At 42.8% G+C, this 24,697-nt stretch carries 18 protein-coding genes; 4 read left to right on the top strand and 14 right to left on the bottom strand.

Features of this window, described 5'->3' with window-relative positions; translation table 11 throughout:
- Window positions 1-7: 7 nt before the first annotated feature.
- The 12 genes from GKS34_RS19645 to GKS34_RS19605 form a co-directional block, all read right to left on the bottom strand.
- A complete protein-coding gene (locus GKS34_RS19645) occupies window positions 8-8,704 on the bottom strand; it encodes a glycoside hydrolase family 94 protein (RefSeq protein WP_163386690.1) in 8,697 nt (2,898 codons plus the stop codon).
- Window positions 8,705-9,371: 667 nt separating this feature from the next.
- The gene (locus GKS34_RS23315; RefSeq protein ID WP_205602110.1) at window positions 9,372-9,800 is read right to left on the bottom strand and encodes a sulfite exporter TauE/SafE family protein; all 429 of its coding nucleotides are present in this window, start codon (window positions 9,798-9,800) and stop codon (window positions 9,372-9,374) included.
- 63 nt (window positions 9,801-9,863) lie between these two features.
- Complete coding sequence (locus GKS34_RS23310; RefSeq protein ID WP_205602109.1) at window positions 9,864-10,259, bottom strand: sulfite exporter TauE/SafE family protein; 396 nt, start codon at window positions 10,257-10,259, stop codon at window positions 9,864-9,866.
- 291 nt (window positions 10,260-10,550) lie between these two features.
- Window positions 10,551-10,706, bottom strand: coding sequence for a hypothetical protein (locus GKS34_RS19635; protein WP_163386689.1), 156 nt, complete (start codon window positions 10,704-10,706; stop codon window positions 10,551-10,553).
- A 102-nt stretch (window positions 10,707-10,808) separates the two neighbouring features.
- On the bottom strand, window positions 10,809-11,195 hold the full coding sequence (locus tag GKS34_RS19630; RefSeq protein ID WP_163386688.1) for an alkaline phosphatase family protein: 387 nt from the start codon (window positions 11,193-11,195) through the stop codon (window positions 10,809-10,811).
- Window positions 11,196-11,336: 141 nt separating this feature from the next.
- Entirely contained in the window at window positions 11,337-11,504 is a 168-nt protein-coding gene (locus GKS34_RS19625; protein WP_163386687.1) for a hypothetical protein, read from the bottom strand.
- Window positions 11,505-11,663: 159 nt separating this feature from the next.
- Complete coding sequence (locus tag GKS34_RS19620; RefSeq protein ID WP_163386686.1) at window positions 11,664-13,088, bottom strand: sulfatase family protein; 1,425 nt, start codon at window positions 13,086-13,088, stop codon at window positions 11,664-11,666.
- Window positions 13,089-13,168: 80 nt separating this feature from the next.
- The gene (locus GKS34_RS19615) at window positions 13,169-13,885 is read right to left on the bottom strand and encodes a hypothetical protein (RefSeq protein WP_163386685.1); all 717 of its coding nucleotides are present in this window, start codon (window positions 13,883-13,885) and stop codon (window positions 13,169-13,171) included.
- A complete protein-coding gene (locus GKS34_RS19610) occupies window positions 13,882-14,130 on the bottom strand; it encodes a hypothetical protein (RefSeq protein ID WP_205602107.1) in 249 nt (82 codons plus the stop codon). The genes GKS34_RS19615 and GKS34_RS19610 overlap by 4 nt, the downstream gene beginning before the upstream one ends.
- Window positions 14,127-14,234, bottom strand: a complete 108-nt coding sequence (locus GKS34_RS23635) for a DUF6364 family protein (protein ID WP_262888591.1) — start codon at window positions 14,232-14,234, stop codon at window positions 14,127-14,129. The genes GKS34_RS19610 and GKS34_RS23635 overlap by 4 nt, the downstream gene beginning before the upstream one ends.
- 59 nt (window positions 14,235-14,293) lie before the next feature.
- Window positions 14,294-14,377 carry a DUF6364 family protein gene (locus GKS34_RS23785; RefSeq protein WP_353960093.1) on the bottom strand — a complete coding sequence of 28 codons (84 nt, stop codon included), beginning with the start codon at window positions 14,375-14,377 and terminating at the stop codon, window positions 14,294-14,296.
- A 380-nt stretch (window positions 14,378-14,757) separates the two neighbouring features.
- Complete coding sequence (locus GKS34_RS19605; RefSeq protein ID WP_163386684.1) at window positions 14,758-15,003, bottom strand: hypothetical protein; 246 nt, start codon at window positions 15,001-15,003, stop codon at window positions 14,758-14,760.
- A 24-nt stretch (window positions 15,004-15,027) separates the two neighbouring features.
- Here GKS34_RS19605 and GKS34_RS19600 point away from each other — a divergent pair, with 24 nt between their 5' ends.
- Window positions 15,028-18,621, top strand: a complete 3,594-nt coding sequence (locus GKS34_RS19600; protein WP_163386683.1) for a T9SS type A sorting domain-containing protein — start codon at window positions 15,028-15,030, stop codon at window positions 18,619-18,621.
- A gap of 897 nt (window positions 18,622-19,518) precedes the next feature.
- On the top strand, window positions 19,519-20,784 hold the full coding sequence (locus GKS34_RS19595; RefSeq protein ID WP_163386682.1) for an aminotransferase class V-fold PLP-dependent enzyme: 1,266 nt from the start codon (window positions 19,519-19,521) through the stop codon (window positions 20,782-20,784).
- A 208-nt stretch (window positions 20,785-20,992) separates the two neighbouring features.
- Here GKS34_RS19595 and GKS34_RS19590 read toward each other — a convergent pair whose 3' ends face one another.
- Together GKS34_RS19590 and GKS34_RS19585 are read right to left on the bottom strand one after the other, a co-directional pair.
- Window positions 20,993-21,871 carry a CorA family divalent cation transporter gene (locus GKS34_RS19590; RefSeq protein WP_163386681.1) on the bottom strand — a complete coding sequence of 293 codons (879 nt, stop codon included), beginning with the start codon at window positions 21,869-21,871 and terminating at the stop codon, window positions 20,993-20,995.
- Between the two features lie 470 nt (window positions 21,872-22,341).
- Window positions 22,342-23,382 (bottom strand): sensor histidine kinase, encoded by a 1,041-nt coding sequence (locus GKS34_RS19585; RefSeq protein WP_163386680.1) that lies wholly within the window; start codon window positions 23,380-23,382, stop codon window positions 22,342-22,344.
- A gap of 552 nt (window positions 23,383-23,934) precedes the next feature.
- Here GKS34_RS19585 and GKS34_RS19580 point away from each other — a divergent pair.
- Together GKS34_RS19580 and GKS34_RS19575 are read left to right on the top strand one after the other, a co-directional pair.
- On the top strand, window positions 23,935-24,252 hold the full coding sequence (locus GKS34_RS19580; RefSeq protein WP_163386679.1) for a hypothetical protein: 318 nt from the start codon (window positions 23,935-23,937) through the stop codon (window positions 24,250-24,252).
- Between the two features lie 15 nt (window positions 24,253-24,267).
- The gene (locus tag GKS34_RS19575; RefSeq protein WP_163386678.1) at window positions 24,268-24,585 is read left to right on the top strand and encodes a hypothetical protein; all 318 of its coding nucleotides are present in this window, start codon (window positions 24,268-24,270) and stop codon (window positions 24,583-24,585) included.
- Window positions 24,586-24,697: the final 112 nt, after the last annotated feature.

Genomic DNA, 24,697 nt, shown 5'->3' with positions numbered 1-24,697 from the left:
CATATTATCACTTTTTAATTTTCAATACAATTTTGTGTCTCTGCTTGTCTTTTTTAGCCAGAATGATTGCTGGCACACTTTTAAAATCTACATTTTCCCCATCAATGGTCCCTTCAAGTTTACCGGACTGCAGTCCATCAGGATTTTCTATTTTAATGTAAAAAGTTGTTTTATCATCATCTAATACCACCTCTATGCTATACACCTTCCAACTTTTAGAAATAGCAGGTTTCAACAAAATTGAGTTGTCATAAAATTGAAATCCCAGGATAGATTCCAGTGTAACCCTGTACATCCAGCCAGCTGAACCGGTGTACCAACTCCAGCCGCCCTGTCCTGTAAGCGGGGCTTCGCCGTAAATATCTGCTGCTATGACATAAGGTTCTACCTTATATTTATTTACTGATTCCTGGTTTAGGGAATGATTTACTGGATTAATCATATTCAGGTAGTGGACAGCCTTTTCTCCCATACCCACTTCTGCAAATGCTTTTATTGTCCAAAGGGCAGCATGTGTATATTGCCCGCCGTTTTCCCTTACCCCCGGGATATACCCTTTGATATAACCGGGGTCTTTAACAGTTCTATCAAACGGAGGTGTGAGTAAACGAATTAACTTGTCATCTTCAGAAATAAGATGTTCTTCCACAGCCGTCAATACTTTTTTGCTTCTATTTTCAGAAGTTACTCCAGAAATGACAGACCAAGCCTGGGAGATAGCATCTATTTTGCATTCATCATTTTCTGAAGAACCCAGAGGTGTTCCATCGTCATAAAAAGCCCTGAGATACCATTTTCCATCCCAGCCTGCTTTATTGAGATTTTCTTTAAGGTTTGTTGCGACGCTTTGGTATTTATCTGCCCTGGAAATATCATTCATCATCCGGCAATATTTTTCAAACCGCACCAAAATATAATACATAAAAAAACCAAGCCATACACTTTCACCTTTTCCTTTTTCACCTACGCGGTTCATTCCGTCGTTCCAATCTCCTCCCCCTATAAGTGGTAAACCGTGATCGCCAAATTGCAGTGAAATATCAATCGCCTTACAGCAATGTTCATAAAGTGTTCCTTTGTCCGGCAGCAGGTTTGGATTCAGGTATGCTTCATGTTCAGACGGCTCAAGTTTCCGAGCAATAATATAGGGCAATTTTACCTGTAGGATTGATTTATCATTCGTTGATTGTAAATAAAATTCTACGACATAGGGAAGCCATAGACGGTCATCAGTAATTCTGGAACGAATACCTCTTCCTGTAGGGGGGTGCCACCAATGCAGTACATCCCCTTCTTTAAACTGATTTCTGGCATGCAGTAAAATCTGATTCCGGCACAATTGGGGGTCTACATACAATGCGGCAGCGGCATCCTGCAATTGATCCCTGAAACCATAGGCCCCTCCCGCCTGATAAAAAGCGGTACGAGCCCAGATACGACTGGAAATATTTTGGTACATTAACCATCCGTTCATCATAACGTCCAAAGATTTATCAGGAGTCGCAATTTGAATTTTTGTGAGCAATTTTAGCCAAAAGCTTTTCACATTCAGGAGTTGGGCATCAGCCTGGGCAATACCTGAATAATTTTGAATTGTTAAATCTGCTTCTTTCCTATTGCGGCTTTCTCCTTCCAGAAAGATGAGGGTGACTTCCCCCCCTGGTACCAACTCAAAAACAGTTTGAATTGCCGAACAAGGATCTCCACCTATCTGAAGCCTGTTTTCAAGAAATTCTTTAGTAGTGATCGCAAGCGGCTTATTCAAGGAGCGATTTCTTCCAATAAATTGCTGCCGATCTGTGGTAAACTGAAAGCGGGCATCCTGTAAAGGATTAATAACAGAGGAAAAGACGGTTCTTCCGGCAAATTCATTGTTGTAGTTATTGGTTGCATATACGGTATTTCCATCATCCGAAGCTTCCTGAATTACAAATCGGGAAGAGTTTGTTCGTTCAACACCTAAAACCCTCTCTAAATAACGGAACACAGAAAGTTTTTGTATTTCACTTCCCTTGTTTTTCAAAATGAGTTTTGAAATTTTTAGAGATTCATTTTCAGGAACAAACTGTATGAGTTTTTGCTCCAGGTTATTTGAAGTAAGTTCAAAGCTTGTATAACCAAATCCGTGTATAACATGGTAGAAACCGGAACAAATTATGGGACCAGGTGTGGGGGACCAGTATTTCTTTGTTTTTTCATCTCTAATGTAAAACGCTTCAGAATGCACGTCTTTAATCGGGTCATTGGACCATGATGTTAATTTATTCTCGCGGCTATTTTCACTCCAGGTATACCCGGCGCCGCTTTCAGAGATTGTAAAACCAAAATTGGGATTTGCAATAACGTTAATCCATGGTACAGGTGGGAATATGTGAGAGCCGGTAGCCGGATCTTTTTTAATCAGAATGTGATATTCCTTTCCGTCTTCAGAAAACCCGCCATACCCATTGAAGAATTGCAGCTTATCCTGCTTCTCTTTATATAAATCCTCAATTAATATCTCCTGTTCTCTAAGTGGCGAATAAGCTGTTTCTTCATCTGCTATATACCACGAATCCGTTTTAGCAGGTAGTTTTATCTTAGAAAAATCGGGTAATTTTTTGTCAAAAACAGCGTGCGCAACACTTAATAAAAGAGTAATATCTTCTTCCTGAATCTTATCAGCTCTATAGGCAAAAACACCGCCTCTTTTATGGATAACATCCCGTTCAAGAGAAGACTCAATTGCTAATTGAATTGCATCCTGCACTTCATCTATATACCCAGGGGCATGTTCATTTATTATGAGTAGTTCGGTTTCAATGCCGCGCAATCGCCAGAAAGCATGTACTTTGAATAAAAACTTCACATGCTTGAGTTGATTGGCTTCATTGATACGAAAGATTACCAATGGGAAATCCCCGGATATTCCATATGGCCAAAGATCCTGCTGTTTTTTGTGATTGAGTTGAAGCAGGTATTCATTTGTTCTGTATCTGGGGTCTCCATAGTAAACAAAAGAAGAAAGTTTTTGGATGTAATGGGCCTGCCTGCTATTTAATGCAATATGGTTTAACTCTACTGAACCATAAACAGAAGCAAGGTCAAAAGCCCTGTTAACAGCTTGCCAACTGTCATAAATATCGGCCATTTCTATTGCTTCCTCCCTTGATGCAGCAAAGCCAAGCCCAAATGAAAGCTGGATTTTTTCCCCGGGATTGAGTTTGATTTTTTGTTGAAAGCTTACAATGGGATCGGACACATTACCCTGAGAGCCTTTAAAACGGTTTCCGTCATCCATGGCTTTCGGATTGCTCAAAGACCTGCCTTTACCTATGAAATTAGATCTTTCTGTCTCAAATTGCAATGGATCGGTTGATTTATCCTTACAATCACTGGCAAAGGTATGCACAAGCCATATCGGGTTTTCTTCCTTACTGCGTGGTCTTCTTTTAGCGATAATGGAATGATGCATTGACAGATATTCAGTTTCTATAAATAGTTTAGAGAATGCTGGATGGGCATTATGATAAACCATCTTGTTTAAGACCACTTCAGCATAACTATAAACCTCAAGGCTGCGTTCGCGGTCAGAATAGTTGGTGAAAATAAGATTTCTGAGTTCGATTGGGTGATCAAGGGAAACGCAAATTTCAGAAGTGGTTTCAATCCAATCGTCAACACGGGAGCATACAACTTTACCGTTGTGAAACCAGGTGTCATATCTGTCAGGTTTTCGTTTGACCGGTTGATGCATTGCAGACCAAAATTTTCCACTTTCAGTATCTTTGATATAAAAGAAAAACCCAAGTGGATCTATTGTAGGGTCAGGTTTCCAGGAATTTATCATGATACTTTTTGAAGCGGAATAACCGGTGCCCGCATGAGTTATCATCGCAGAGAAATTACCATTGGAGAGGGTATGTAATCTTGGTGGACTCATATCGAGTTCATTTATCCCGGAGTGTTCTACTATAGTGCTCATAGATGTTTTCCTCCCTGGTTCGAGTTCAGCATCAATGGGATGTGGCTCTTTGATAGGCACTCCTTTTGGTATTCTTTCCTGTAAAATAAGCTCACAACTTTTTATTGATAAGTCAGCATGGAAATTGTTATTGATTGTCCAGCCATTGAGAAAATTATCAAGTGCTATCAAACTCATACCGTGATGATGAACCATATATGTTTTTACCGTTTTAAAAGGTTCGCCAGCCAGGAGGTGTGAAGGGGTGTAATCAATGGCATCGTAGAAACCTAGAAGTCCTAAGCCCCCAGATTTTTCAATTCTTTTCAGGTTTTTGATTGAAATTTTAGGATCGACCATTAGGGCAAGCATGGAAGCATAAGGTGCCACAACATATTCGTCAGCCAAACCGCGTTTTAATCCAAGCCCGGGCACACCAAAGGTGCGGTATTGGTATTGCATGTCGATATTAAGAAAATAATAAGCACTTTCAGAAAAACCCCAGGGAAGATCCCGTTTGTCACCATACTCCTTTTGCCAATTGATTACATTCTTATAAGTGTGACTCATTATCGTATCAGGATAAGAACGCATAAAAAGTAAGGGCATCAAATATTCAAACATGGTTCCACCCCAGGAAAGCAAAATTTCTTCACGATTTATACTGGTTAGCCTTCTGCTTAGCCGAAACCAGTGTTCTACGGATACATCTCCTTTTGAAATAGCAATATAGGAGGCGATTCGCGCTTCACTGGCCAGGAGGTCATAAGTGCTTTTATCAAACTGGGCGATATCCAAATTATAACCAATACTGAACAGCCCCCTTTTCTTTTGATAGAGAAAAGAGAAATCCATATCGTCAATCATTTTTTCTGAAAGTGATACTATATTATCAGCCTGGTTTTGCCATTTTTCCAGAAGCATGCAACAACTGTGATTGTTGTATTTATCCTTTATCAATATGTTTAATTCCTCAGGTGAATAGATATTTCCATCAATTTCATCCGGTAGGAGTAAAAATTTGTGTTCGTCCATTGCATTTTCAATTAGCTTTAACGGGCTTTCAATCCAGAAAAGCAGGTTTTCGAGCTTTCTGTCATCCAGCAAGTTGCTAATAGGTTGAAGATCTACCGCGCTTAAACTTACTGCGTCATGTTTCAAATCCATCAATCTTTCAAGGCCAGCATGATGATTTAATTCAGTTTCTGAATTCAGTTTTTTGAGCATCAAAGTGGTAAAATATGAAACCTGATTAAAGGAATCTCCGGGCAGTAGATCCTTGCTATTAAATTCATTAAAAATTTCTTTAATCGTGAGCAATGTATCCTCTAGGCCATTTTTGAAATTTTTGTTGATCCCTCTTATACTCATTACCTGCTTAATGGCTTCTTTGATTACAATTAAACTCGCAGCCAGGTTTCCGGAATCCACTGTGGAGATATACCTGGGATTTAAAACCGCTCCAAGCCGCGTTTCGTACCAGTTAAAAAAGTGACCATTATATTTTTCGAGAGCATTAATTGCATGTAAAGATTTTTGTTGCCGTTCCAGTAATTCACCCATAGTTATATAACCCATGTTATATGCCACCTGATTAGATACAAGTCCCAATCCCATATTTGTGGGAGAGGTTCTTTCTACAACTGGTAGCGGAGGGTCTTCCTGATAATTATCCGGGGGAAGCCAATAATGTTCCTCATTGACAAATCGCTCAAAATAGAACCAGGTGCGCCTGGCATACATACGGAGTTTTAGCCGGTCTTTGTCTTTAACTACCGTAAACCGTTCTTTTATAGGCTGGCTGATATACCAAACATAAAAAGGTGATCCTGTCCATAACAGGGAAAACGGGATGACAACCCATAGATAGGGCGGTGAAGTTAAAATAGCAGTTATAAATATGGAAACACCTAATAAAACGGGAAATACCATTATGCGAAAATAGGAACTCAATGAATTTGGGCTTACTCCTTCTGTATGAGAAGCTGTTGCCCATTCAAGCAACCATTTTTTTGATATAAATACCCGATATAAAGATCTTACAAGAGCATTCAGTTGATTAAATGCCTGATGGGGAAAAATAATAACCGTGGATATAGTCTGAACTGTATTTATTTTCAGGTTATCGATTACTTTCTCCATATAAAGTTTCCACCTTACCCTTGCTGGCCGGTTTAAAAGATCGCTCGACAGATTTTCATAAATGCGAAACGCTAAAATCCCAAAGGCCGCCCCAATCCAAACCCACCATAATCCGGGCAACAAGAACAATCCTGCAACGAAGAAAATTGTCAGGAATAAGAAATTCAGCGATCGACGAATATTATCAAATATTTTCCATTTTGATAAAAGGTTTATTGGGTTTCGGGTTTTCCCATTTTGTCCGGGAACTCTCGAAAAAAGCCACGCAGCAATTTGCCAATCCCCTCTTGTCCATCGATGAATCCTTCTAGAATAATTGATATAAGTGCTCGGGTAATCGTCAAACAATTCTATATCGGTGGCAAGCCCTGTCCTCAAATAGGTACTCTCGAGGAGGTCATGGGAAAGAATCCTGTTTTCAGGGAACCTGTTACATAAAACATGATGAAAAGCCCTGACGTCATAAATTCCCTTGCCGGTAAAAATAGCTTCTCCTGAAAGATCCTGGTAAATATCTGAAACAGCTGCAGAATAGGGATCTATCCCAACATTTCCAGAAAATATTTTGGAGAACCACGTTTTCCTTGCAGATTCCGGAGTGAAGGAAATACGCGGTTGGATAATTGAATAGCCTTTGGTGATTCTTTCCTTATCACGATCATACCACGCTCTGTTAAGTGGATGAGCAATTGTACTGATCAGTCTTTCTGCTGTATCAGGCGGCAATTTTGTATCAGCGTCAAGGGTGATTACAAATTGCACCGGATTTAAGCTTAATGATTGTAAAAAGTTCCCCGCAGTGAAGGTATAAGATGTTTTTGCAACAGGATCACAAATTAATGCGTTTAACTCTTCTAATTTCCCTCTTTTTCTTTCCCACCCCATCCAAACATTTTCTGATTTGTTCCAGAGGCGTTCACGGTGGAGCATAAAAAACCTGTTTCCGTACTGTGATGAATACCTGTTATTTAAATCTTCAATCGCGTTTTCAGCTGTTTTTAGAATTTCATCATCACCTTCCAGCACCTTTTCATTTGCATCTTTAAAATCTGAAAGCAAAGCAAATTGAAGTGTGGAATCAGGATTTGCTAAAGAATGGATTTCTAAATTTTCAATTTGGCGCAAAACATCCTCCCGGGAGGTTACCATTGTTGGGACAACCACCAGAGTCCTTGAAGTGGTGGGAATGTTCTCTTTGTAATCCATTTTTGGAAGTACGCGAGGCGGCAGGAAAAACGAAAAAAACCTGTTTATAATTATTATTGAAAGTTCTAGAGCCGGGAAAAAAGCAACAAGAATAACAATTGTCAGGACTGTTACTGAAGAGCTCAATGCCCCGGTTGCCATTAGCAAAACCCAAATAAATAAAATTGTAAAACAAAAAAGTAATACCAGATATAAAAAGAAATGTTTTTCAAAGAGCCTGATAAATTTTTCTCTCAGAGGAGTTGAATATCCAACTTTCTTGGTAATTTGATCGTATCCATCCCCAATTAGAAAATAGCCAATGTGCTGCTTAATACGATTGCTGTCATATAACAAATCCTCATTAACTTCAGGTTTTTTTTTTGCCTGTTCTTTTGCCAAATGCAAAACGCAGTTTGAAACCTCGGTCTCTGAAAGACTTGAACCTTTGCTCAATTTTTCTATGGCTTTTCGGTATATGTCTCTTGTTTGAAAGTCCATCTTTGAATACTGTCCAGCAGGATCCTGCATCAGGATACGGTCTATAACAGAACATTCCTCCACAAAATCTGACCAGTCAGTTTCAGTTATTTCCCGCAAGGAGACCACCGCATTCTGAATATTTAACTGAAGTCTTGACTGTTTTTGTGCCTCTAAGCGTATAGCATCTTCAAGATTTATTTCATATTGGTTTACACGGTAATTGAACCATCGTTTTTGTTCCTCTTGAAGCAGGCCTGCAGCATTAAGTTGATTAAATAACTCTAAAAGATATGATAGTCCCAATTTTTCTGAATGATCTTTAACCCAATGGGATATAGCATGTGATAATGCCCCGGGTTCCTGCAGGTTTTCCTTTTCAATTTCTTTAATAAAATCATCAACTTCATTTGAAATCTGTTTTTGATCTAAAATCCGGGAAGCTTTTTCTGCGAGTATTTGTATGAGACACAGGCGTATCATAATGGGAATGGCCCAAAGCTCACCTAATTTGAGTGTCTCCTCTTCTTGGTATCCCTGAATATATTCTACCAGGACTTCATTGTCCAAAACATTGTCTGTGTGGGTAAGCAGGTTGCGTATTATTTCATATACCCTTGGAAACCCCTCATATTCACCTACTGCCAAAATGGGAATGGATTTTTGATAAGCATTTGGAAAATCAGCAGCAATTTGAACCGTCTGTTCCTGAATAATATAAAAATTATCCATCAGCCATTTTGATGCTGATGAAATTTCTCTTCCAGATTTTACGCTTTTAGAGAGCGTTCGATAGGTTTCTGTAAGTATCTGTTTTGAATCATCAAGGATTGGTCTAATAGGTTTCGGATCATTGGAGGTAGGTGAAACCCTATGGGCTTTGGCCAAATTTATGGCGCTCTCTTTCAAAAATCTAATGTTAAATGAAACTGTTGGTTTTTTCGCCGTAAACATAACCTAAGCTCTTATCAGACACATCAATATGTTAATATATACAACTCTTCCTGATTTTTTTGTTTTCTTCTACTAATTTTTCGACTTCTCAGCCAAGAATATCTTTAGTTGCAACTTTTGCATTCTCATTTCCATGTGGGATGATTATATATTAAATTTAGATCATTTCGATAAGTAGATTACGACGATTGCCTTCTAATGGCAAGAAAATAAATTTGAAGCTCCCCAATCCCCGAATTCCAAGCCCCAGGAACCTACAGGATCTTTTGGGATAATTAATTAAATAAAACAGTAAAATGAATTTTTGGAGTAATGGGAATTATCCAGGGTGTATTTAACATATCCTGCGACACTGATGGTGGGACATCTATTATAGGTTTTCAAGATGATGCTTTTCCTATCTTTCAACTAAATAATGAGTATCCCACAATTTCAAATCTTAATCAATTAAGCCTTGCTAATCATTCAGATTTAAATGTTGTGTGCTACTGGGAAAACAAACAGAACCTTCTTGCAGAAACTTTTTCCTAATTCACTTTTGAAATACCGGTGGTTAAATTGAAATTTAGTGCCTCAAAGAATAAAAGAGAATTTTTCAAAACTTTAGCTATGATCATATTTAAAAATAATACTCAATTGTTCCTGAATTTGAACCTAAAGAGTTCTTTTAGAGGTAGGCTTTCTTTTCATACTTATCAGGTTCTTTTCGGGAGGCAGAAAGAAACATCCATCCTGATGTATAAAGAATAATACATAAGACCACCCATTTGAGAACCAACAATGGTAAAGATTTGACAACATAAGCCGCCAGAAATACGCCAACAACTCCAGCGATCGTTAGCGAAATCGCAATTTTCCTGTCATAGGCCCCTTTTTTGACAAACCGTGCCCCGCCTGCTGCCATTAACATGCCCGTTGCGGTCATCATTATTGGAAAGGCGGTGAGCGGATGCATACCAAGCGCATAGACCATCGCCATACAGGGTGCATAAAATCCGACTCCCACCGTTTGCAAGGCGCCAAATATAAAACTCATACCAACAATAACTGCGAGTTTCCAACCCCTTAGTCCTATCGCTTCGCCTCCAACAGGCATCAGATTTAAAAAACCAGCAATCATAATCAGGCCCACCGCCAGGAGGCCAAATCCTAACCCTATCTAAATCCTGCGCCGCGACATCTTTGAGACAATACCGGCACCCAGCAATGCACCGATTGGTGCGGCTGTTGACATGCTGACCAGAGTTATTGGGTCTACCTGAACTACTGTCATAAATATAAATGCCTGCGTTACAGTAGGAATGGTATTTCCCACATTCATTGTTCCGGGAATCAGGCGGTCATCGACAAGTTTAAAAAACTTAAAAATGGCGGTCTGCTGTGCAAAACTTCCAATCCCCAGGGTGTCGAAAAAGTTAGTGATGAATCCGGTTACTAAAAGTCCCGACCAGGGTTTACCAGAAAACATTTTCCTATTTCTAAGAACATCAGAAATATAATAAAACCCAAACGAGCCCGTCATGAGGCCCAGAATTACTTTTAGAATGATACTCATAACCTATCCCTTTGGAAGGTAACCGGATTCCCAATTAATACCATTTTATAATCGAACTTATTTATTGATAAAAGTATTAAGACGACCTGTCTTAATTATCCAGTATTTTAACCAAAATGTGTCGTATTTTAACACCACTGGTTTTGCGGAAAAAATGCAGGGATACAACCGCCATAAAATCTTTGTCAGCGGGCGGGCACGAAGAAATTCGGGAACATATTGCGTTTTTTTAATTCTATGGCAATAATGGGAATAGCTTTGGAGCGGTTCTTCCTGCAAAATGTCAGCCAATTACATACCCCTGAAACCCGATGTATCACCAGCATAAAACAGCCTGGCAACCACATTTTGGGAGTAGGTGGAGAAGCCGTCAAGAGCCGCTGCTAAGCCCAACTCTTCGCGATCCCTGAAGGCAGGCCCGGGCAAGCTATCGATTTCCCCAGTCAACTACCCCTACCCGATTGGCCCACCGCTCGTACTTTTCAATCATGGATTGGGTTAGTTGCGGGTAATCCGCCGACAGGTTATGCTGTTCGGTACGGTCAGCTTCTATATCGTATAATTCCCATTCCGCCCCCGGACGGTTGCCACCAACTTCCACTTGCCCTCGCGGAATCCCCGGCTCCCTTCGTGCTCCCATCCTATCGGCTTATGGGAAAAGCTTTCGTTGTGAAAAACAGGAACCAGACTCTGTCCTTCCATGGGTTTGATTTTTTCTCCCTTGTATTCGTTCGGATACGCTGCCCCTACCACTTCCACACAGGGGGGCGTGATGTCGATAATGTGCCCTATTTGATCCACGGACCTGGATGGTTGCTGAATGCCATCGGGCCAAAAGGCAATCAGTGGAGTGGAAATGCCGCCTTCATGGATATAGTGTTTATAAAGCCGGAAAGGGGTATTGCTGACATTTGCCCATTCGGCCGAGTAACTCATATAGGTGCTTTCCGGTCCTGGTAGGACGCTAACATCATTTCCCCTGAGCAAGCGAGATCCGTCGCGCTGGAAGGCCGGAAAATGCAGGGATCTCGGCCAACCATCTGTAAGTACTTCGTGGCAACCTCCATTATCCTGTAGTTAGAATATCAACGTGTTGTCTAATTGTCCGGTTTCTTCTAATACGCGAATGATTTGTCCGATTCCCTGATCCATGCAGTCCAGGTTGGGCGTGGCTATTTCGCCGCCAAGACTTCCCAGGCCCGAATACCCCATGTCATCCGCCATGATGATGAGGATGTTTGGCATTTGGTGGGCCGCTGTTTTTTGCAAAGGGTTCACAAACAGTGGTAAAACCAAAGATAGAAAAGGTTGATTTTCATGATTGATTCAATTAATATCTAAATACTACGTATATTCTTACCCGGATACCTGCATGGTTGGATCTTCTTATTCCGGAAAACGAAACTACAAATCCGGAAACCAATTATCCTCAAACTCCCTCCGAATTTTTTGTAATCGGTCCCGGTAGGCTGAATCGTAGGTAAAATGGGTGGTCTCATAGGGATCCTCCTTCAGGTCCATCAGGCGCTCCTCAAACCCGGCGGCGTCATAGCGGATGTATTTCAGCCCGTCTTCCAGGATCACCGCCCTGCTAATTTCCCCCTCTATGCCCAGGCTTTCCCGCCAATCCACTTTTTCCCCCTCGAAAAGCGGACGCAAACTGCTGCCACGCGGATCCGTTACGGCAGCGATGCCGGCATAGTCGGCTAAAGTGGGCAATACGTCCAGACCCACCGACACCAGTTGCCGATCATTTACCTGTCCGGCGGGTATTTGTCTTTTCCACATAGCAGTAAACGGAACCTTAACCGACTCCTCGTACAGTACATTTTTGTGTTCCAGTCTATGGGAGCCGTCATTATCTCCGTGCTCACTGGTGAAAATTACCAGCGTTTCTTCTTCCTTGCCACTTTCAATTAGCGCGTCCAAAATTTCCTGAACGTGGACATCCACCATTTCGGTCAACCGAGCATAGGCCCAGCGGTGCATGCGCCACTGCTCTTCCGTGTATTCTTCACGGGCTCCGCTGCGAAAGGAGCGGGGATCGCGGTTCAAAAACAACTCAATGGCTTTTGCCTCGTCTTCCTGGGGTTCGAAATTGGGAGGCAAGGGTGGGCAGTACTTCTCAAAAAATTCCTCCCGACTTACGCCTTCCGGCAGCTCCAGTGCCTTGTCCAGATTTGTTAATTCCGTTTTAAAATTCCGTTGCAATTGCTGCAAGTACAGGGAATCCGCAAAATCGCGTATGGCCATAAAGCAAATATCGTGAGGGTTAATCAGGGATACCGTCATAAAATAAGGGTTTTCGTGATCGCCCCTGATGTAGTCGGCTGCCTTGCTTGCCAATTCCCCTCTGGCATCTTCTGTGAGCACGTGAAAGCCCCCCAAATCCGGGTCAAGGAATGCCGGCAAGTGCTGTTTGCCCCCATACACCAAATCATAGCCTGCTTTCTTCAGGTAGCTGGCCAAATTTTCACCTGACGCTTCCCGAGAAGTTGCCGGGATATCCATGGAGCTGGCATTATCCCGAACAAGATTGCCCTTCGAATCTTTAAAATACCCCGGAAAACGCCCGGTCATCAAACTTACCCGGGAGGGAGAACATACCGGATTGGTGACATACGCACGGGTAAAACGAATGCCGTTGTTGGCGATATAATCCATAGCCGGGGTATGGAGATAGGGATTGCCAGAACTACTCATCATGCTTTCACTTTGCTGGTCCGTTAGGATTAAGATGATGTTTGGACGGCTCGCTTGTCCCTTGCAGGACTGGAGCGCAATTAGGCAAAAAAGAACTAAAACAGGCGGGATAATACGGTTTGTCATTAGAATTCTTTAAATATGGAGGCATAAAACAAAATTCACGCCTCATTTACAACTAAAGGTGGACTAAACAGTGTCTGATATTATTTGTGCTTTCTAATATTTATTGCGTTCTCAGCGTAATTTCGATACCATTCAATCGGACAGTGCTGCTTGAAATTTTCAAAGGCCCGTATGATTTGATCCGTATCTTCCAGATGCACTTGGGATAGTTCAACATCAGAAAGTTTGCGGTTCCAGATATGATTGGTAGTACGCATGGCATTTACCGTCTCAAGGGGGTCGGTTAACGTTTCCGGAAAGCCCAAATCGGCAATCACATACTTGATGATAGGTTCGTACTCCTTGTTAAAGGATTCGTTGGCATCCGCCAATACATCCACGTACTCCGTTAGGATATTCAATTTATCAAAGGAGGATGTAGTCGCTTCAAGGTACTTAAAGGCGATTCCGCACCAATAAAAGGACTCGCTAAACTCCGCAATTAGCCGGTTACAACGGATCAGTAGGCTAATCACATTAAAATAAAGGAATGGGTAATGGTGAGGCTTTAATTTTTCGATGACCTTTTTATAATGGACGATCGCCTGAGGGTGGGCGTCTGCCTGCCAATAGCAAAATCCGATTTGATGATGAAGTTTAATATCAAAAACATCCGGATCCATGGTCTCTTTAACAGTCTCGGCATAGCTATTTACCAGATCAATTTGCTGTTGATAATCCCAAATAGGAACGTCTCGGTACAATTTGAGTACGATTTCTTTTGGTAAAAAGTCGCTGGTAAACTGGTCTGTATTCATGGAATAGTGGTTGGTAATAAAGGCAATCGCAATTTATGGGTGACTTCCCGCAAACGTTGTAAACCTTTAGCTTCAAACCTTGAAAGTAAGTAATATACCGTCGCATAAGGTAATGCAAAAACGATCAATTGCAAGCTACCTCCATCGGCAAGAGTGGCAATTCTGGCAACCGATTCATAATGGGGTTTTCGTTCACCTAATAAATCGACCTCCACGGTGGTGTCAAGAAATAGTTTGTCATTCATTTATATTTCTCCGATAAATAGTCTTTATAAGCCTCTTTGTAGTTATAATCCGCTGGAAATTTAACACCTGTTCTGATGCTCTTTACAAATGGAGAAATCTCCATATCATTTACAGAGGGAGCTTTGTCTTGGTCAATGAGTGTTTTGAGGGAATCAAATTGGGTTAACTTCTATTATGAGGAGAAGCGTATGCTTTCGCTCTCTCAATAACGGATTTGTCAAGTTTCAATGTTAATTTTTTATCCATGATGCATTATAACTGATACGTATTAATATATGAATTACATACGTATTCGGCAAGTCTTTTCTCTATTTAGACCTAATCAACTCAGGAAAGGGGAGAATACCCTTCCACCACTACCTGCCGGAATGCAATAGAACTGCACATGAGAAGCTCCCATGCGCAAAGTATTTTCTGTTTTTGTCGTTTTTATTTTTCCTGAGGTCTTATTTATCGGTAGGTAAATAATTTTACGTTAGCACGATTTTCAGCTTTGCTTTCATCTGTTTATTTTTTGTTTTTCAATGGTCATAACCTGTCCCGCACCGAAGGTCGGGATAGCCTGTCCCAATCCTTAATCGGGAAAATCTCGCATGATTGGTAATCACCCCTCCATGTGTCGCTCGTCAATTTTTCTCTTCGCCCTTTGAGTTAAAACAAGTAGGTAAAAAGGTGAGGGAAGGATTGATAAAGGCCAACTTTGTAGCTTGACCATCACTCGCTACGCCATAGGTCGTATCCTGGCTGAATTCTAATCCAAGTCCTACCAGCGTATTGGAGGATAGGGCAATTGCCACCCGGCAACCGTTTTTCCATCCACCCAAAAAAACCAATACTAACTTCAGGGAATTTGATTTAACTTGCAGGGTCATTCTCCCTATTCCTCTTTCAAGCCTATGCCTTTTAGATTACTCCTCCTTTGCATTTTACTGCGCTGCGAAAGCCCTGCTTTTGCCTTTTCCACAGAAAATCCGCTTTTTAAAGTGGGCGGTACCATCACCGCAAGCACAGCGGCAGCCAATGCCCCGGCACTACAAGCCATTGACGGCAATCTCAGTACCTCCTGGGTATCGGCCAATCCCTTTCCAAACCTTTATTTCAGCAATCCGGAACAAAACATTCTGTTGGGGCAAGCCCTGATCAGCCCCTCGGGCGCCGTATTGGCCAATGCCACCGATGGGAAACTAGGCACTTATACCCCTCAAGTCGGCCTTATCGATGGTATGGCAACGGCAGAACTGGTTTTCTCCGATCCAAAAAAAATCCTCTTATTGGGCTTGCGTTTGGGTGGTCTTCAGGAAGATGTTGAAATGAAACTTTTTGACGCCTCCGGCACCTTTACCTCGCTGCTTTACACAACCACACAAAATAACGCCACGATCCGTTTTACTCCGGATGCCGAAAACATTGTCAGCATCACCCTTTCCAGCGGCTCCCCCTTTTTTATCTATGACCTGGCGGCCCTGGACCAACCCGCAGTGGAATACCTTACCATTGATCTGGAGCAAGACCGATGGATAAAGCAAATCCACAGCAAGCACTGGGCCGGCTGGGGCAATGCCACGGCCACTTCCCTGCTGGTGGGTACCCACCTGGACAGTTTGGTACAGGTAGGCAGCCTCAACCCAGCTGACCTTTCGGTCGTCATCACCGAATTTCCACAGGCCATAAAGGCACGATATGTTAGAATTGCCCATACCCTGGTACCTGAAAATTATAAGAAGGTATCCGTATTTGAACTGGAAATTTTTGGGGAAAACGCCCCGAATCCACCGTCTTCCGTTACATGGGATCCGCATGCGGGTCTCTACCCGGCCTTGTCCTCAGAAGCAACCGTAGTTGTCAGTTCCACTGCAGCCGGAGAACAAAATCATGCTTCCAGGGTCCTGGACAACGACTATTCCACAGCCTGGGTATCCGATAATCCCCTGCCTGACCGGTACGTTTCCAATCCCCTGCAAAATGTGCTCCTAAATCTATCCGGCGAAGCCTCCGGTGGCATCCCTATCGAAAAGGCCACCGATGGATTATTAGGAAACAGTACGGCAAGTATTCCAATACCCGAGGGAGAAAACCTCGCCTGGTATCGCCTTTCGGTTCCTTCCCTGCCCATTCACCGGCTGGGATTGCGGATTTCGAATAATTTCAGCGAACCCATTAGCATACGGCTAACCACGGCCAACGGAGAAAGGAAAGACCTTTCCTATCCGGTAGGTACCAGTGGGCACCAACGGTTTACCGTCGAACTGGACCAGGTTACCGAAGTTTATTTGAGTTCCCCTTCGGCCTTCAGCATTCAGGAAATGGCGGCCTACAGCCAGCCCCTTACCGAGCACCTGACCATGGATCTGGGAGAGACAAAGCAAGTATCCTGGATCCGATCCCGGCAATGGAACGGTGCAGGTACGGCCATTTCGGCTACATTGCTCCTGGGAAACCATCCCGACAGCCTGGTAGGGGTGAAAGACCTGGACCCAAGCATCTTGGATTTACAATTCATCCAATTGCCAGAACCCGTGCAGGCCCGCTATCTGAGACTGGAAATACAATTGGCCGATGAAAACTACAAAAAGGCCGCCATACAGGAAATCACCGTTTACGATGAATTTGGCAACTACGGCCCCCCTCCTGCCCCAAAACCACAGGACCTGAGTTTCGGCGAACTTTTTGGCCTAAATACCGTCTGGGCCTGGGGCACAAAAAAAGTACCCAACCTACAGGGCCCCGACGAAGGTGCCCAAAAATTTATCCGGGCAGCTTCCCAGGCCAGAAATTACCACAACATCCACTGGGACACTCCTGAGCCGGACATCATTCCCAGTTACGATCCGGACAACCCGCAGGTGCATCTCAAATGGACCCAGTGGATTCAGGAATACAGTGATTGGAAAAACAAAGGATTTACAGTCGATGCAACCTATACCTTTGATCGTTTTCGGGAGTCGGATTGGGATAGCCCCTATGAATCCGCTCAGGCATTGGGACAGGCCTTTGCCGCTACCTTCGGGCCTGGAAACCTGGATCTTATCCGTTCCGCTGAGATTGGCAACGAGCCCTGGGATTACAGCAATGAGACGTACCAGCTTATCCTGGAAGGCATGGCCAAGGGAATGAAAGAGGCTGACCCTGCATTGACCGTGCTGCCTGCGGCGCTTCAGGCCTCCAATCCGGAGGCCGGTAATTCGGGCGTCACCAAAAATTACATAGGTTACAAACTATCCGAAGCCGCAGCTCCGTACCTGGATGGCATCAACCTGCACCTGTACAGCTATATCCGAAACGAACGGGGAATCCGCATCGCCGTTCACCCCGAGCATCCCGCTTCTGAAATGCGGGCGCTCTTTGCCGGTCTGCGGTTCCGGGATCATAACATGCCCGGTAAAGAAGTGCACGTCACCGAATGGGGCTGGGATGCTTCCAGTGAAAACGAAACTGCCTCCAACAGTGAAGCAGTGAGTAGTATTTCTCAGGCCGTTTATGCGGTAAGGGGCTTGCTTTGGCTGAGCCGCATGGGCGTAGACCGGGCCCATTGGTATTTTTATGCGAATGTGGACCTGGAAAGCAGGGATTCGCAACGAAACTACGACCGCTCCGGGCTCACAGAGTCCCTCAATTTTAACTTTAAAGAAAAAAGGTCCTTTATCGCTGCCGAAGCCCTTCAAAACCGAATGGCTAGCCTACGATTTCAGGAAGTATTGAAGGAAGACGAAAAAGCCTATATTTACCTGCTGCGCAACGAAGCTGGTGAAGACAGCCATTTGATCGCCTGGAGACCGGTCACAGGGGATGATTCTGTGGCGGTTACCCTTCCATTTCCCTATGAATTTGCTGCGGAAGCGGCCTGGTACCTTTCGGGACTAGACCCTCAGGGAGAAGTTGCTACCGTCAGGTATGAAAATGGCCACATAATACTGCCCCTGTCTTCCAAACCGCTACTTATAAAGCTGGGCAAATCCTCCCATAGCACGATGCGGATGCGGCAAGATGCCAGCTTACTATCGGAGGAAATCGATGGGAAAGTGAAATTGATCCTTACGACCGGCAGCCCGCTGGTAGGTGCGGAATGCATTGCTTTAACGCACCCACTAAACCTGGGAAATGAGGTCCTTTCCTGGGAAAAAAGCGATGAACTTACCTGGTACAGCTTTCTGGATTACCTCCCCCCGGGCTCCTACCAAACTTCCGCCCTGCTTAAAGGTGCCGATGGTCAGCTGCTGACTACCAATGCGGTTCGTTTTGAAGTCAAAAGCCAGGTTACCCTGAACCCCAATCCCTCAACGGGAATGGCCGCCATCGAGGTAAAACGCCCCTTTCCGGAGCCCAGCCAATTGACCATACTGTCTGTGGATGGGCAGGTGATAGGAACCTATGTACTTCCTGCCGACGAAACGGTGCTTCCCTTACCGGTAGCACACCTGAAAACAGGATTGTATATTATCAAACTGGAAAACAGCGGATTTACCGATCGGATTAGGTTCTTAAAAGAGTAGGAATAGTAGATCTGTCAGGTTTTAAAAACCTGACAACCTAAGTTCGATCTATTTTCCGTAAAAAGGTTCAACCCCTTCCGGGGTGGGAGGTTGGTTTTTGTTCGCTTCCCGTGGGCTGCACCCACGGTTATTGATGTTCAGGCCCTTCAGGCCTGCTTTTACCGGGAGAACTATCAACAGTCCAAAACAGCATTTAAAGAAATTAATTTTTCTTTAACCCAATCAGACGCAGTGAAGTCCCACATCACTTCCCAAGAAACAAGCGCCTATTCACCTCCGAAGCCTGCAGGGCTTAAACAATAATAACCCCTGGCGAAACCCGGGGGTCATAAGCCAATCTATCCTTCCAGCAACCCTGGAGAGGGTTGAACATTTTTTTTCCAAAAAAGCCCGGAATCAAGTACAAAACCGTTCAAACGAACCAAAATAAAATGATAGGCAAAAAATTACAGTCCTTTATTTTATCTAAAACGTATGGTATTTTAGCCAGCTTAACCCGGATCTCCCAATGATAATCATCCCAATGGCTGAGGTATCTGCTGTTTTCGATAATGAACCACTAAAAAATTATTTGATCGGTTCCCAGCTTAATACCATGTTTCTGATTGTAAATTAGTGAATGCAAAACATTCTGAAATTTTAGAATACACCAAATTTAACTTGGATTTTTTCTGGAATTCTGCCGCTAAACGGATTTCTTTGAGTTCCCCGTTAGCCACAGGAATACCGGTAAGCGTGAGCAATACCTCTACTGAATTTTTTAAGCGACCAACTTTTTTAACCGCTTCACCTACCCCTACTCCAGCATAACTTTCAGCCCCTCAATCCTTCCAGGGGTGTAATACTCCCTTTAAACCTGGTCGTTTTTTTCTTATATTTATACAAATGTTCCAGAAGATGAGAAAAAGAACCTTCCTGAAAAACCTTTTGGCTCTGGGTGCCACGGCCAGCCCAGGTGTCAATTCCTTTGGCCAGCTCCTGACCCGTTTTGACCACATCCCCCCCGCTCAACTTGCCTCAAACGAAGATTTCTGGGCCGGGATAAGGGCTGGATACAAGCTCAAACCCGATTATATCAACCTGGAAAACGGCTTTTACTGCTTTGTGCCGCAGGAAACACTTGAAAATTTAATCGGGCACATGCGGGAGGTAAATTACCAGGGATCCTGGTACATGCGAAACGAAAGAAAGAAAAACAAAAAGGTCACTACTGCCCGTCTGGCAGAAATGGGGGGATGCAGCCCGGAGGAGGTAGTCATCACCCGCAATGCCACCGAGTCCCTGGACTTGATTATCACCGGCATTCATTGGAAGGAAGGAGACGAGGCCGTCATGGCCGAACAGGACTACGGTGCCATGTTGAATCAGTTCAAACTGGCCGAAAAAAGGTACGGCGTGGTAAATAAGGTTATTTCTGTCCCTAATCAGCCCCAATCGGACGAAGAAATCGTAGAGATCTATGCCAATGCGATCACATCAAAGACAAGGTTGCTGATGGTTTCCCATATTATCAATATCACAGGCCATATCCTGCCGGTGCAAAAAATTTGTGACATGGCCCATAGCAAAGGAGTGCAAGTTTTGGTGGATGGAGCACACGCCTTTGGGCATTTCCAATTTAATCTACCAGATCTGCATTGCGACTATTACGGATCCAGTCTGCACAAATGGTTGAGTGCGCCCCTTGGGGCCGGACTTTTGTATGTAAAGAAAGGGAATGTTGAAAATGTCTGGCCCTTGCTTGCCGAAGGGGAAACAGAACCCAATGACATTCACAGCCTGAATCATATTGGTACTTACCCTGCCTATACCGACCTGGCCATCAATGATGCCATTGATTACCATAATGCCATCGGCGGAAAAAGGAAAGAAGAACGTCTCCGGTATTTGCAAACTTACTGGACAAGCAAAGTCAGGGATATCCCGGGGGTAATTGTCAACACGCCCAAGGATCCTGCCCGACATTGCGGCATAGGAAATGTAGGAATTGAAGGCCTGAAACCAGCTGACTTTGCGAAAATCCTGATGGAAAAATACAAGATTTATACCGTTGCCATCGACGGTTCAAATGTCCATGGCTGTCGTATTTGCCCAAATCTCTATACGACACTGGATGAGCTGGATGTGCTGGTGAAAGCCTGTTTGGAGCTGGCAAAGGCCTAACAGCTGACCAGAACCCGTCAAAGGAGCCTGCCTCGGGCACAACAAAGGCCGCCCATGACATCCCTGTCCGATGGGTTGCGCTCCAACGTTTTCTATAACGGAACCAGATGGTGGCAGGGCGCAGGATTTTCGAACTAATCTAAAAACGAATGTTCCGTTTTCTATGTCTGCACATTTGACCATTGCAGTTCCCATGATTCTCTTGAATTCAAATTATTTTTTTCCTTTTGAACCATATAAAAATAGCACTAGCAATAATGAGCATTACCAATAATGATAGGAAATATCCATAATCCCACCGAAGTTCGGGCATATTTTCAAAATTCATTCCGTAAACACCTGCGATGAATGTCAAAGGAAGGAAGAACGCAGAAAACACAGTCAACAACCTCATTACATCATTGCTTTTTTGGGCTTGGAAGGTCATGTATGAATTTAACAAGGCATTTGCGTCATCTACCACCTCTTCCGTTCGTAATGTCAAATCCAATAGGGTATCCTTGATGTCTTGTAGATTGGTATTTAAAGAATCATCAACCTTAAAGTGTTGGAACACAGACTGCATAATTACCAATAGTTTCTTGGTTAATCTTGCTTTAGACTTTTCAAAGTAGAGCTTTTCGATAGACAGATTACCTCCTCCTTTAAGGAAAATACTCTGTTCTAACGCGTCCATTCTTTCAGATTGTGTTTTGATGGGTTCTTCAAACGTTTGAAGTAAGTCATTGACAATATGCAAGACCAATTCCTCTGAAGATTCAAAATTGTCAGGCAAATTGTTCAAAAAAGAAAAAGAAGCCCGATGTATCGTAATTAACGCTTCCTTATTTACAAAAAAGGCAATCTTATTACTGATTTGACCAACTTCAATGGCTTTTTCATTTTCTGATGCCGTATGGGCTCTAAGAATCATAAATGTATAAGCATCCGTATTTTCCAGTTTAGGCAAATGCCCGGATTTAAGAGCGTCTTCAAGAAAATTTACATCTAAACGGAAAGGCAATTCAAGGTCTGTGAGACTTTCCTCTAGTGGATTTTCTATATCTATCCATTGAAAGTGACCATAGTCCTTTACTTTTTTATTCATTTTTGAAAAATTGTTGTTTTTTTTTGTCTACTAATTACTCCAACCGTTTTTTTAATTTGGCAGCAAATGGCCCTAATTCCTTTCCTTTTTCGCCATACGGTTTTCCTCAACATGCCCTTGAAATATGCTGATACCCAACAGCATCAGGGACGTACAACGAACTCCGGATAGATCTCCCCCACAAAATCCACCTGTGCACCAGTAGTTAATAATACTAATTATTTCTTTAAAGATCATCGAATGGAGCGTTTTTCTGTTGTGAAAACAGCCTTCAAAGAATAAGATTAATCCCAGTCCTCCGGCCGATTTTGCATCCCGGTAGCTCTTGATTGACATCAGGACCGGTCTCTCAAAAACATCTGTTGCCTGCCTGTCTAATTCGCAGCGGGTTCGTTAGCAAACGCAATAATGGCTTTTAGAATAGGGAGTAGCATCTTTCGTCGTAAATGCTTGTGTTGTTGAAATAACGGTCATAAAGGTTGGTTAGTGAACTCCACATAAAAGGTGCTGCCCACCTGAGGGATACTATCGGCCCAGATTCGGCCATTCATGGCTTCCATCTGACATTTTGTGATGTACAAACCAAATCCTTTAGCGTCTGGATGCGTGTGAAATACCTTTCGGATTTTGAACAAGTCCTTGCCATGTTTACTTAAATCAATACCTAATCCATTGTCCGCGACAGATAGTACAATTTTATTTCCCTCTCGTTTACTTTTGACGCAAATATGGGGCGTACGTAACGGTGATTTGTATTTCAATGAATTGCTAATCAGGTTATGCATGATACTCCGAACATACGTTGGCGGAAAATGGAGAAAAAGCGACTCATCAAAATCGCATTCAATCAGTGCATTGGAACGATCTATTTGCCCTCGCAAGCCAACGCAGGTTTTAAAAAAATAATCTTTCAGGTCAATTCTTTTTGATCTGATTTCTAGATCATATTTGACCTGAAGTGATTCCATCAGTTCATCTAAAATCTCCCTAAGGATTACGGTTGATCCTTTTAGAAGTTCTTTAAGTGTGGCAACTTCTGATTCCTCTTTAGTTTCGGTAATATCATCCACCAGCATGAAAATATTGTTCAAAGGACCTCGTAAGTTGTGAGAAACAATATTGAAAAAATCTTCTAATTGGACTTTTTGTACCGAAAGCCTTTTGTTTGCCAGAATTAGTTTCTCGGCTCTACTTTCCTTTTCCCTATTTTGAAAAGTAAGTTCCAGGTAAGCAATAGCTAATTCATCTGCCCTTTTTTTCTTCTCCTCGTTTTGAAAGTCCAATTCCAGATTGGCTATAATCAATTCATCAGCTCTCTTTTCTTTCTCCTCGTTTTGAAATTCCAACTCCAGATTGGCTGTTACCAGTTCATCAGCGCGTTTTTCCTTTTCCCCGTTTTGGTAGATAAGCTCCAGATTAGCTATATACAACTCCCCCGCCCTTTTTTCCTTTTCCTGATAAAGAAATTCGATTTTTCTGTTGGCTTCTTCCAACTCATGTTTATAGCCCATCTCTTCTTACCTTAGGGGTTCTTACTTAGAAATAAAAATAACACCCTACCCACCATCTGAATATAAAATACCAGAACTTTCTGAGAAATTCAACTTTCTTTTTAGTAGAATATTTAGCTGCAATTTACGCATATTTAAACATAAAATTACGTTTTTTGGGTTTAATAAAAAATATCTCTCCATTTTTGGATTTGTCTAAATCAAACAGCAGTCCGCTTCTGCTAATAACAAGCTTTAAGCAGCCAGGAAGAGTTTGCTTCCAAAAACACCCATTAGCTTAGCATCTTGGTTAGCCACTTTGTATTAAACCGGTAACGAGGTTTTTTTATGGAACCACCTGGTTCTCTCGATTCCTATCAACCCCAAAGGCCATTTCCCAGAAAGACTCAGGGGCGTCGGGTTTCATTAATCTGCCTGATAAAAAACCAGTCATTTGAAGCGGTGAATCTCAACCTAATAAGCCAAGATTTTCATCATTCGATTAGGCTTGGTAAAGAACATTATTTTTTTACTTTAAAATTTATACCCAACCAAAAACCAATAATTGAATTGATGATGAAGAAGCAGACAGTTGTTTTATTGACAGTACCTTTTTTCTTAAATGCCCAATACTATGAGGTGAGAGAAGTAGTATTTGAAAACGATGAAGTGGTAGATGAATTTTTTGAGAAAAACCATCAGAAAGCCGTGCAATGGAACGGAATGCGCAAAACGCAAATGGAGCAACAAATGAAAAGCCCGGTTTACAAGATTGAAAGGCAAGGCGAGGAACTGGCGGTTTGGCAGGTTCAGGGGGAAAAGGAGCGTGGCCCCATGGTATTTAAACAAATGGATGATTCCGATGTATTCGAACTTAAAAGAGAAGGTTAGTTTACCCGATTTGATTTGCGTAAAGAAGCCCCAATAATGATTTCGGGAAGGTTCGTTCCACTGGAAAAACCGGAGTCGGGTGCAACTGAAAACTATGGGATTTTAAAAGAAAGGTATGGTGATAAGGTGGAGGCTTTTGTCGTCAGTGTCGTTTTATCAGAGCAGGATCCTGATGCTGAAATACGTAAGGTAACGAAAGCATATAAAGTTGCCGACGTGGACCTGGTCATTCATGAAGATGTGGTTACTTTTGGTAAAAAGCACAGCAAACCTTTTTCCGCTTACACCAATAGTAGCCTTTCAACGGTTAAAAAAGCGTATTTTAATAAATAAAGAATACAAAATTGATGTGGAAGGCAGGAGCATTACCGTCAGCTCGCAGAATTCTGAATCAATAACCTGCTGCCGGTCTCGCTAAGCCTGCCGAAGGGACAGTACTTCATTT

The organism is Cyclobacterium jeungdonense, from assembly GCF_010994275.1.
Classification (GTDB): Bacteria; Bacteroidota; Bacteroidia; order Cytophagales; family Cyclobacteriaceae; genus Cyclobacterium; species Cyclobacterium jeungdonense.
This window is presented reverse-complemented; position numbering and strand designations above follow the sequence as displayed.

Bases quoted from the DNA above. Each gene is read 5' to 3' on its own strand.
- GKS34_RS19615 (WP_163386685.1), bottom strand. From the start codon at position 13,885: ATGAATACAGACCAGTTTACCAGCGACTTTTTACCAAAAGAAATCGTA.
- GKS34_RS19605 (WP_163386684.1), bottom strand. From the start codon at position 15,003: ATGACCCTGCAAGTTAAATCAAATTCCCTGAAGTTAGTATTGGTTTTT.
- GKS34_RS23635 (WP_262888591.1), bottom strand. From the start codon at position 14,234: ATGGAGATTTCTCCATTTGTAAAGAGCATCAGAACAGGTGTTAAATTT.
- GKS34_RS19620 (WP_163386686.1), bottom strand. From the start codon at position 13,088: ATGACAAACCGTATTATCCCGCCTGTTTTAGTTCTTTTTTGCCTAATT.
- GKS34_RS23315 (WP_205602110.1), bottom strand. From the start codon at position 9,800: ATGCCTGTTGGAGGCGAAGCGATAGGACTAAGGGGTTGGAAACTCGCA.
- GKS34_RS19590 (WP_163386681.1), bottom strand. From the start codon at position 21,871: ATGAATAAAAAAGTAAAGGACTATGGTCACTTTCAATGGATAGATATA.
- GKS34_RS19610 (WP_205602107.1), bottom strand. From the start codon at position 14,130: ATGAATGACAAACTATTTCTTGACACCACCGTGGAGGTCGATTTATTA.
- GKS34_RS19600 (WP_163386683.1), top strand. From the start codon at position 15,028: ATGCCTTTTAGATTACTCCTCCTTTGCATTTTACTGCGCTGCGAAAGC.
- GKS34_RS19580 (WP_163386679.1), top strand. From the start codon at position 23,935: ATGATGAAGAAGCAGACAGTTGTTTTATTGACAGTACCTTTTTTCTTA.
- GKS34_RS19595 (WP_163386682.1), top strand. From the start codon at position 19,519: ATGAGAAAAAGAACCTTCCTGAAAAACCTTTTGGCTCTGGGTGCCACG.
- GKS34_RS19625 (WP_163386687.1), bottom strand. From the start codon at position 11,504: ATGCCAAACATCCTCATCATCATGGCGGATGACATGGGGTATTCGGGC.
- GKS34_RS19585 (WP_163386680.1), bottom strand. From the start codon at position 23,382: ATGGGCTATAAACATGAGTTGGAAGAAGCCAACAGAAAAATCGAATTT.
- GKS34_RS19645 (WP_163386690.1), bottom strand. From the start codon at position 8,704: ATGTTTACGGCGAAAAAACCAACAGTTTCATTTAACATTAGATTTTTG.
- GKS34_RS23785 (WP_353960093.1), bottom strand. From the start codon at position 14,377: ATGGATAAAAAATTAACATTGAAACTTGACAAATCCGTTATTGAGAGA.
- GKS34_RS23310 (WP_205602109.1), bottom strand. From the start codon at position 10,259: ATGAGTATCATTCTAAAAGTAATTCTGGGCCTCATGACGGGCTCGTTT.
- GKS34_RS19630 (WP_163386688.1), bottom strand. From the start codon at position 11,195: ATGAGTTACTCGGCCGAATGGGCAAATGTCAGCAATACCCCTTTCCGG.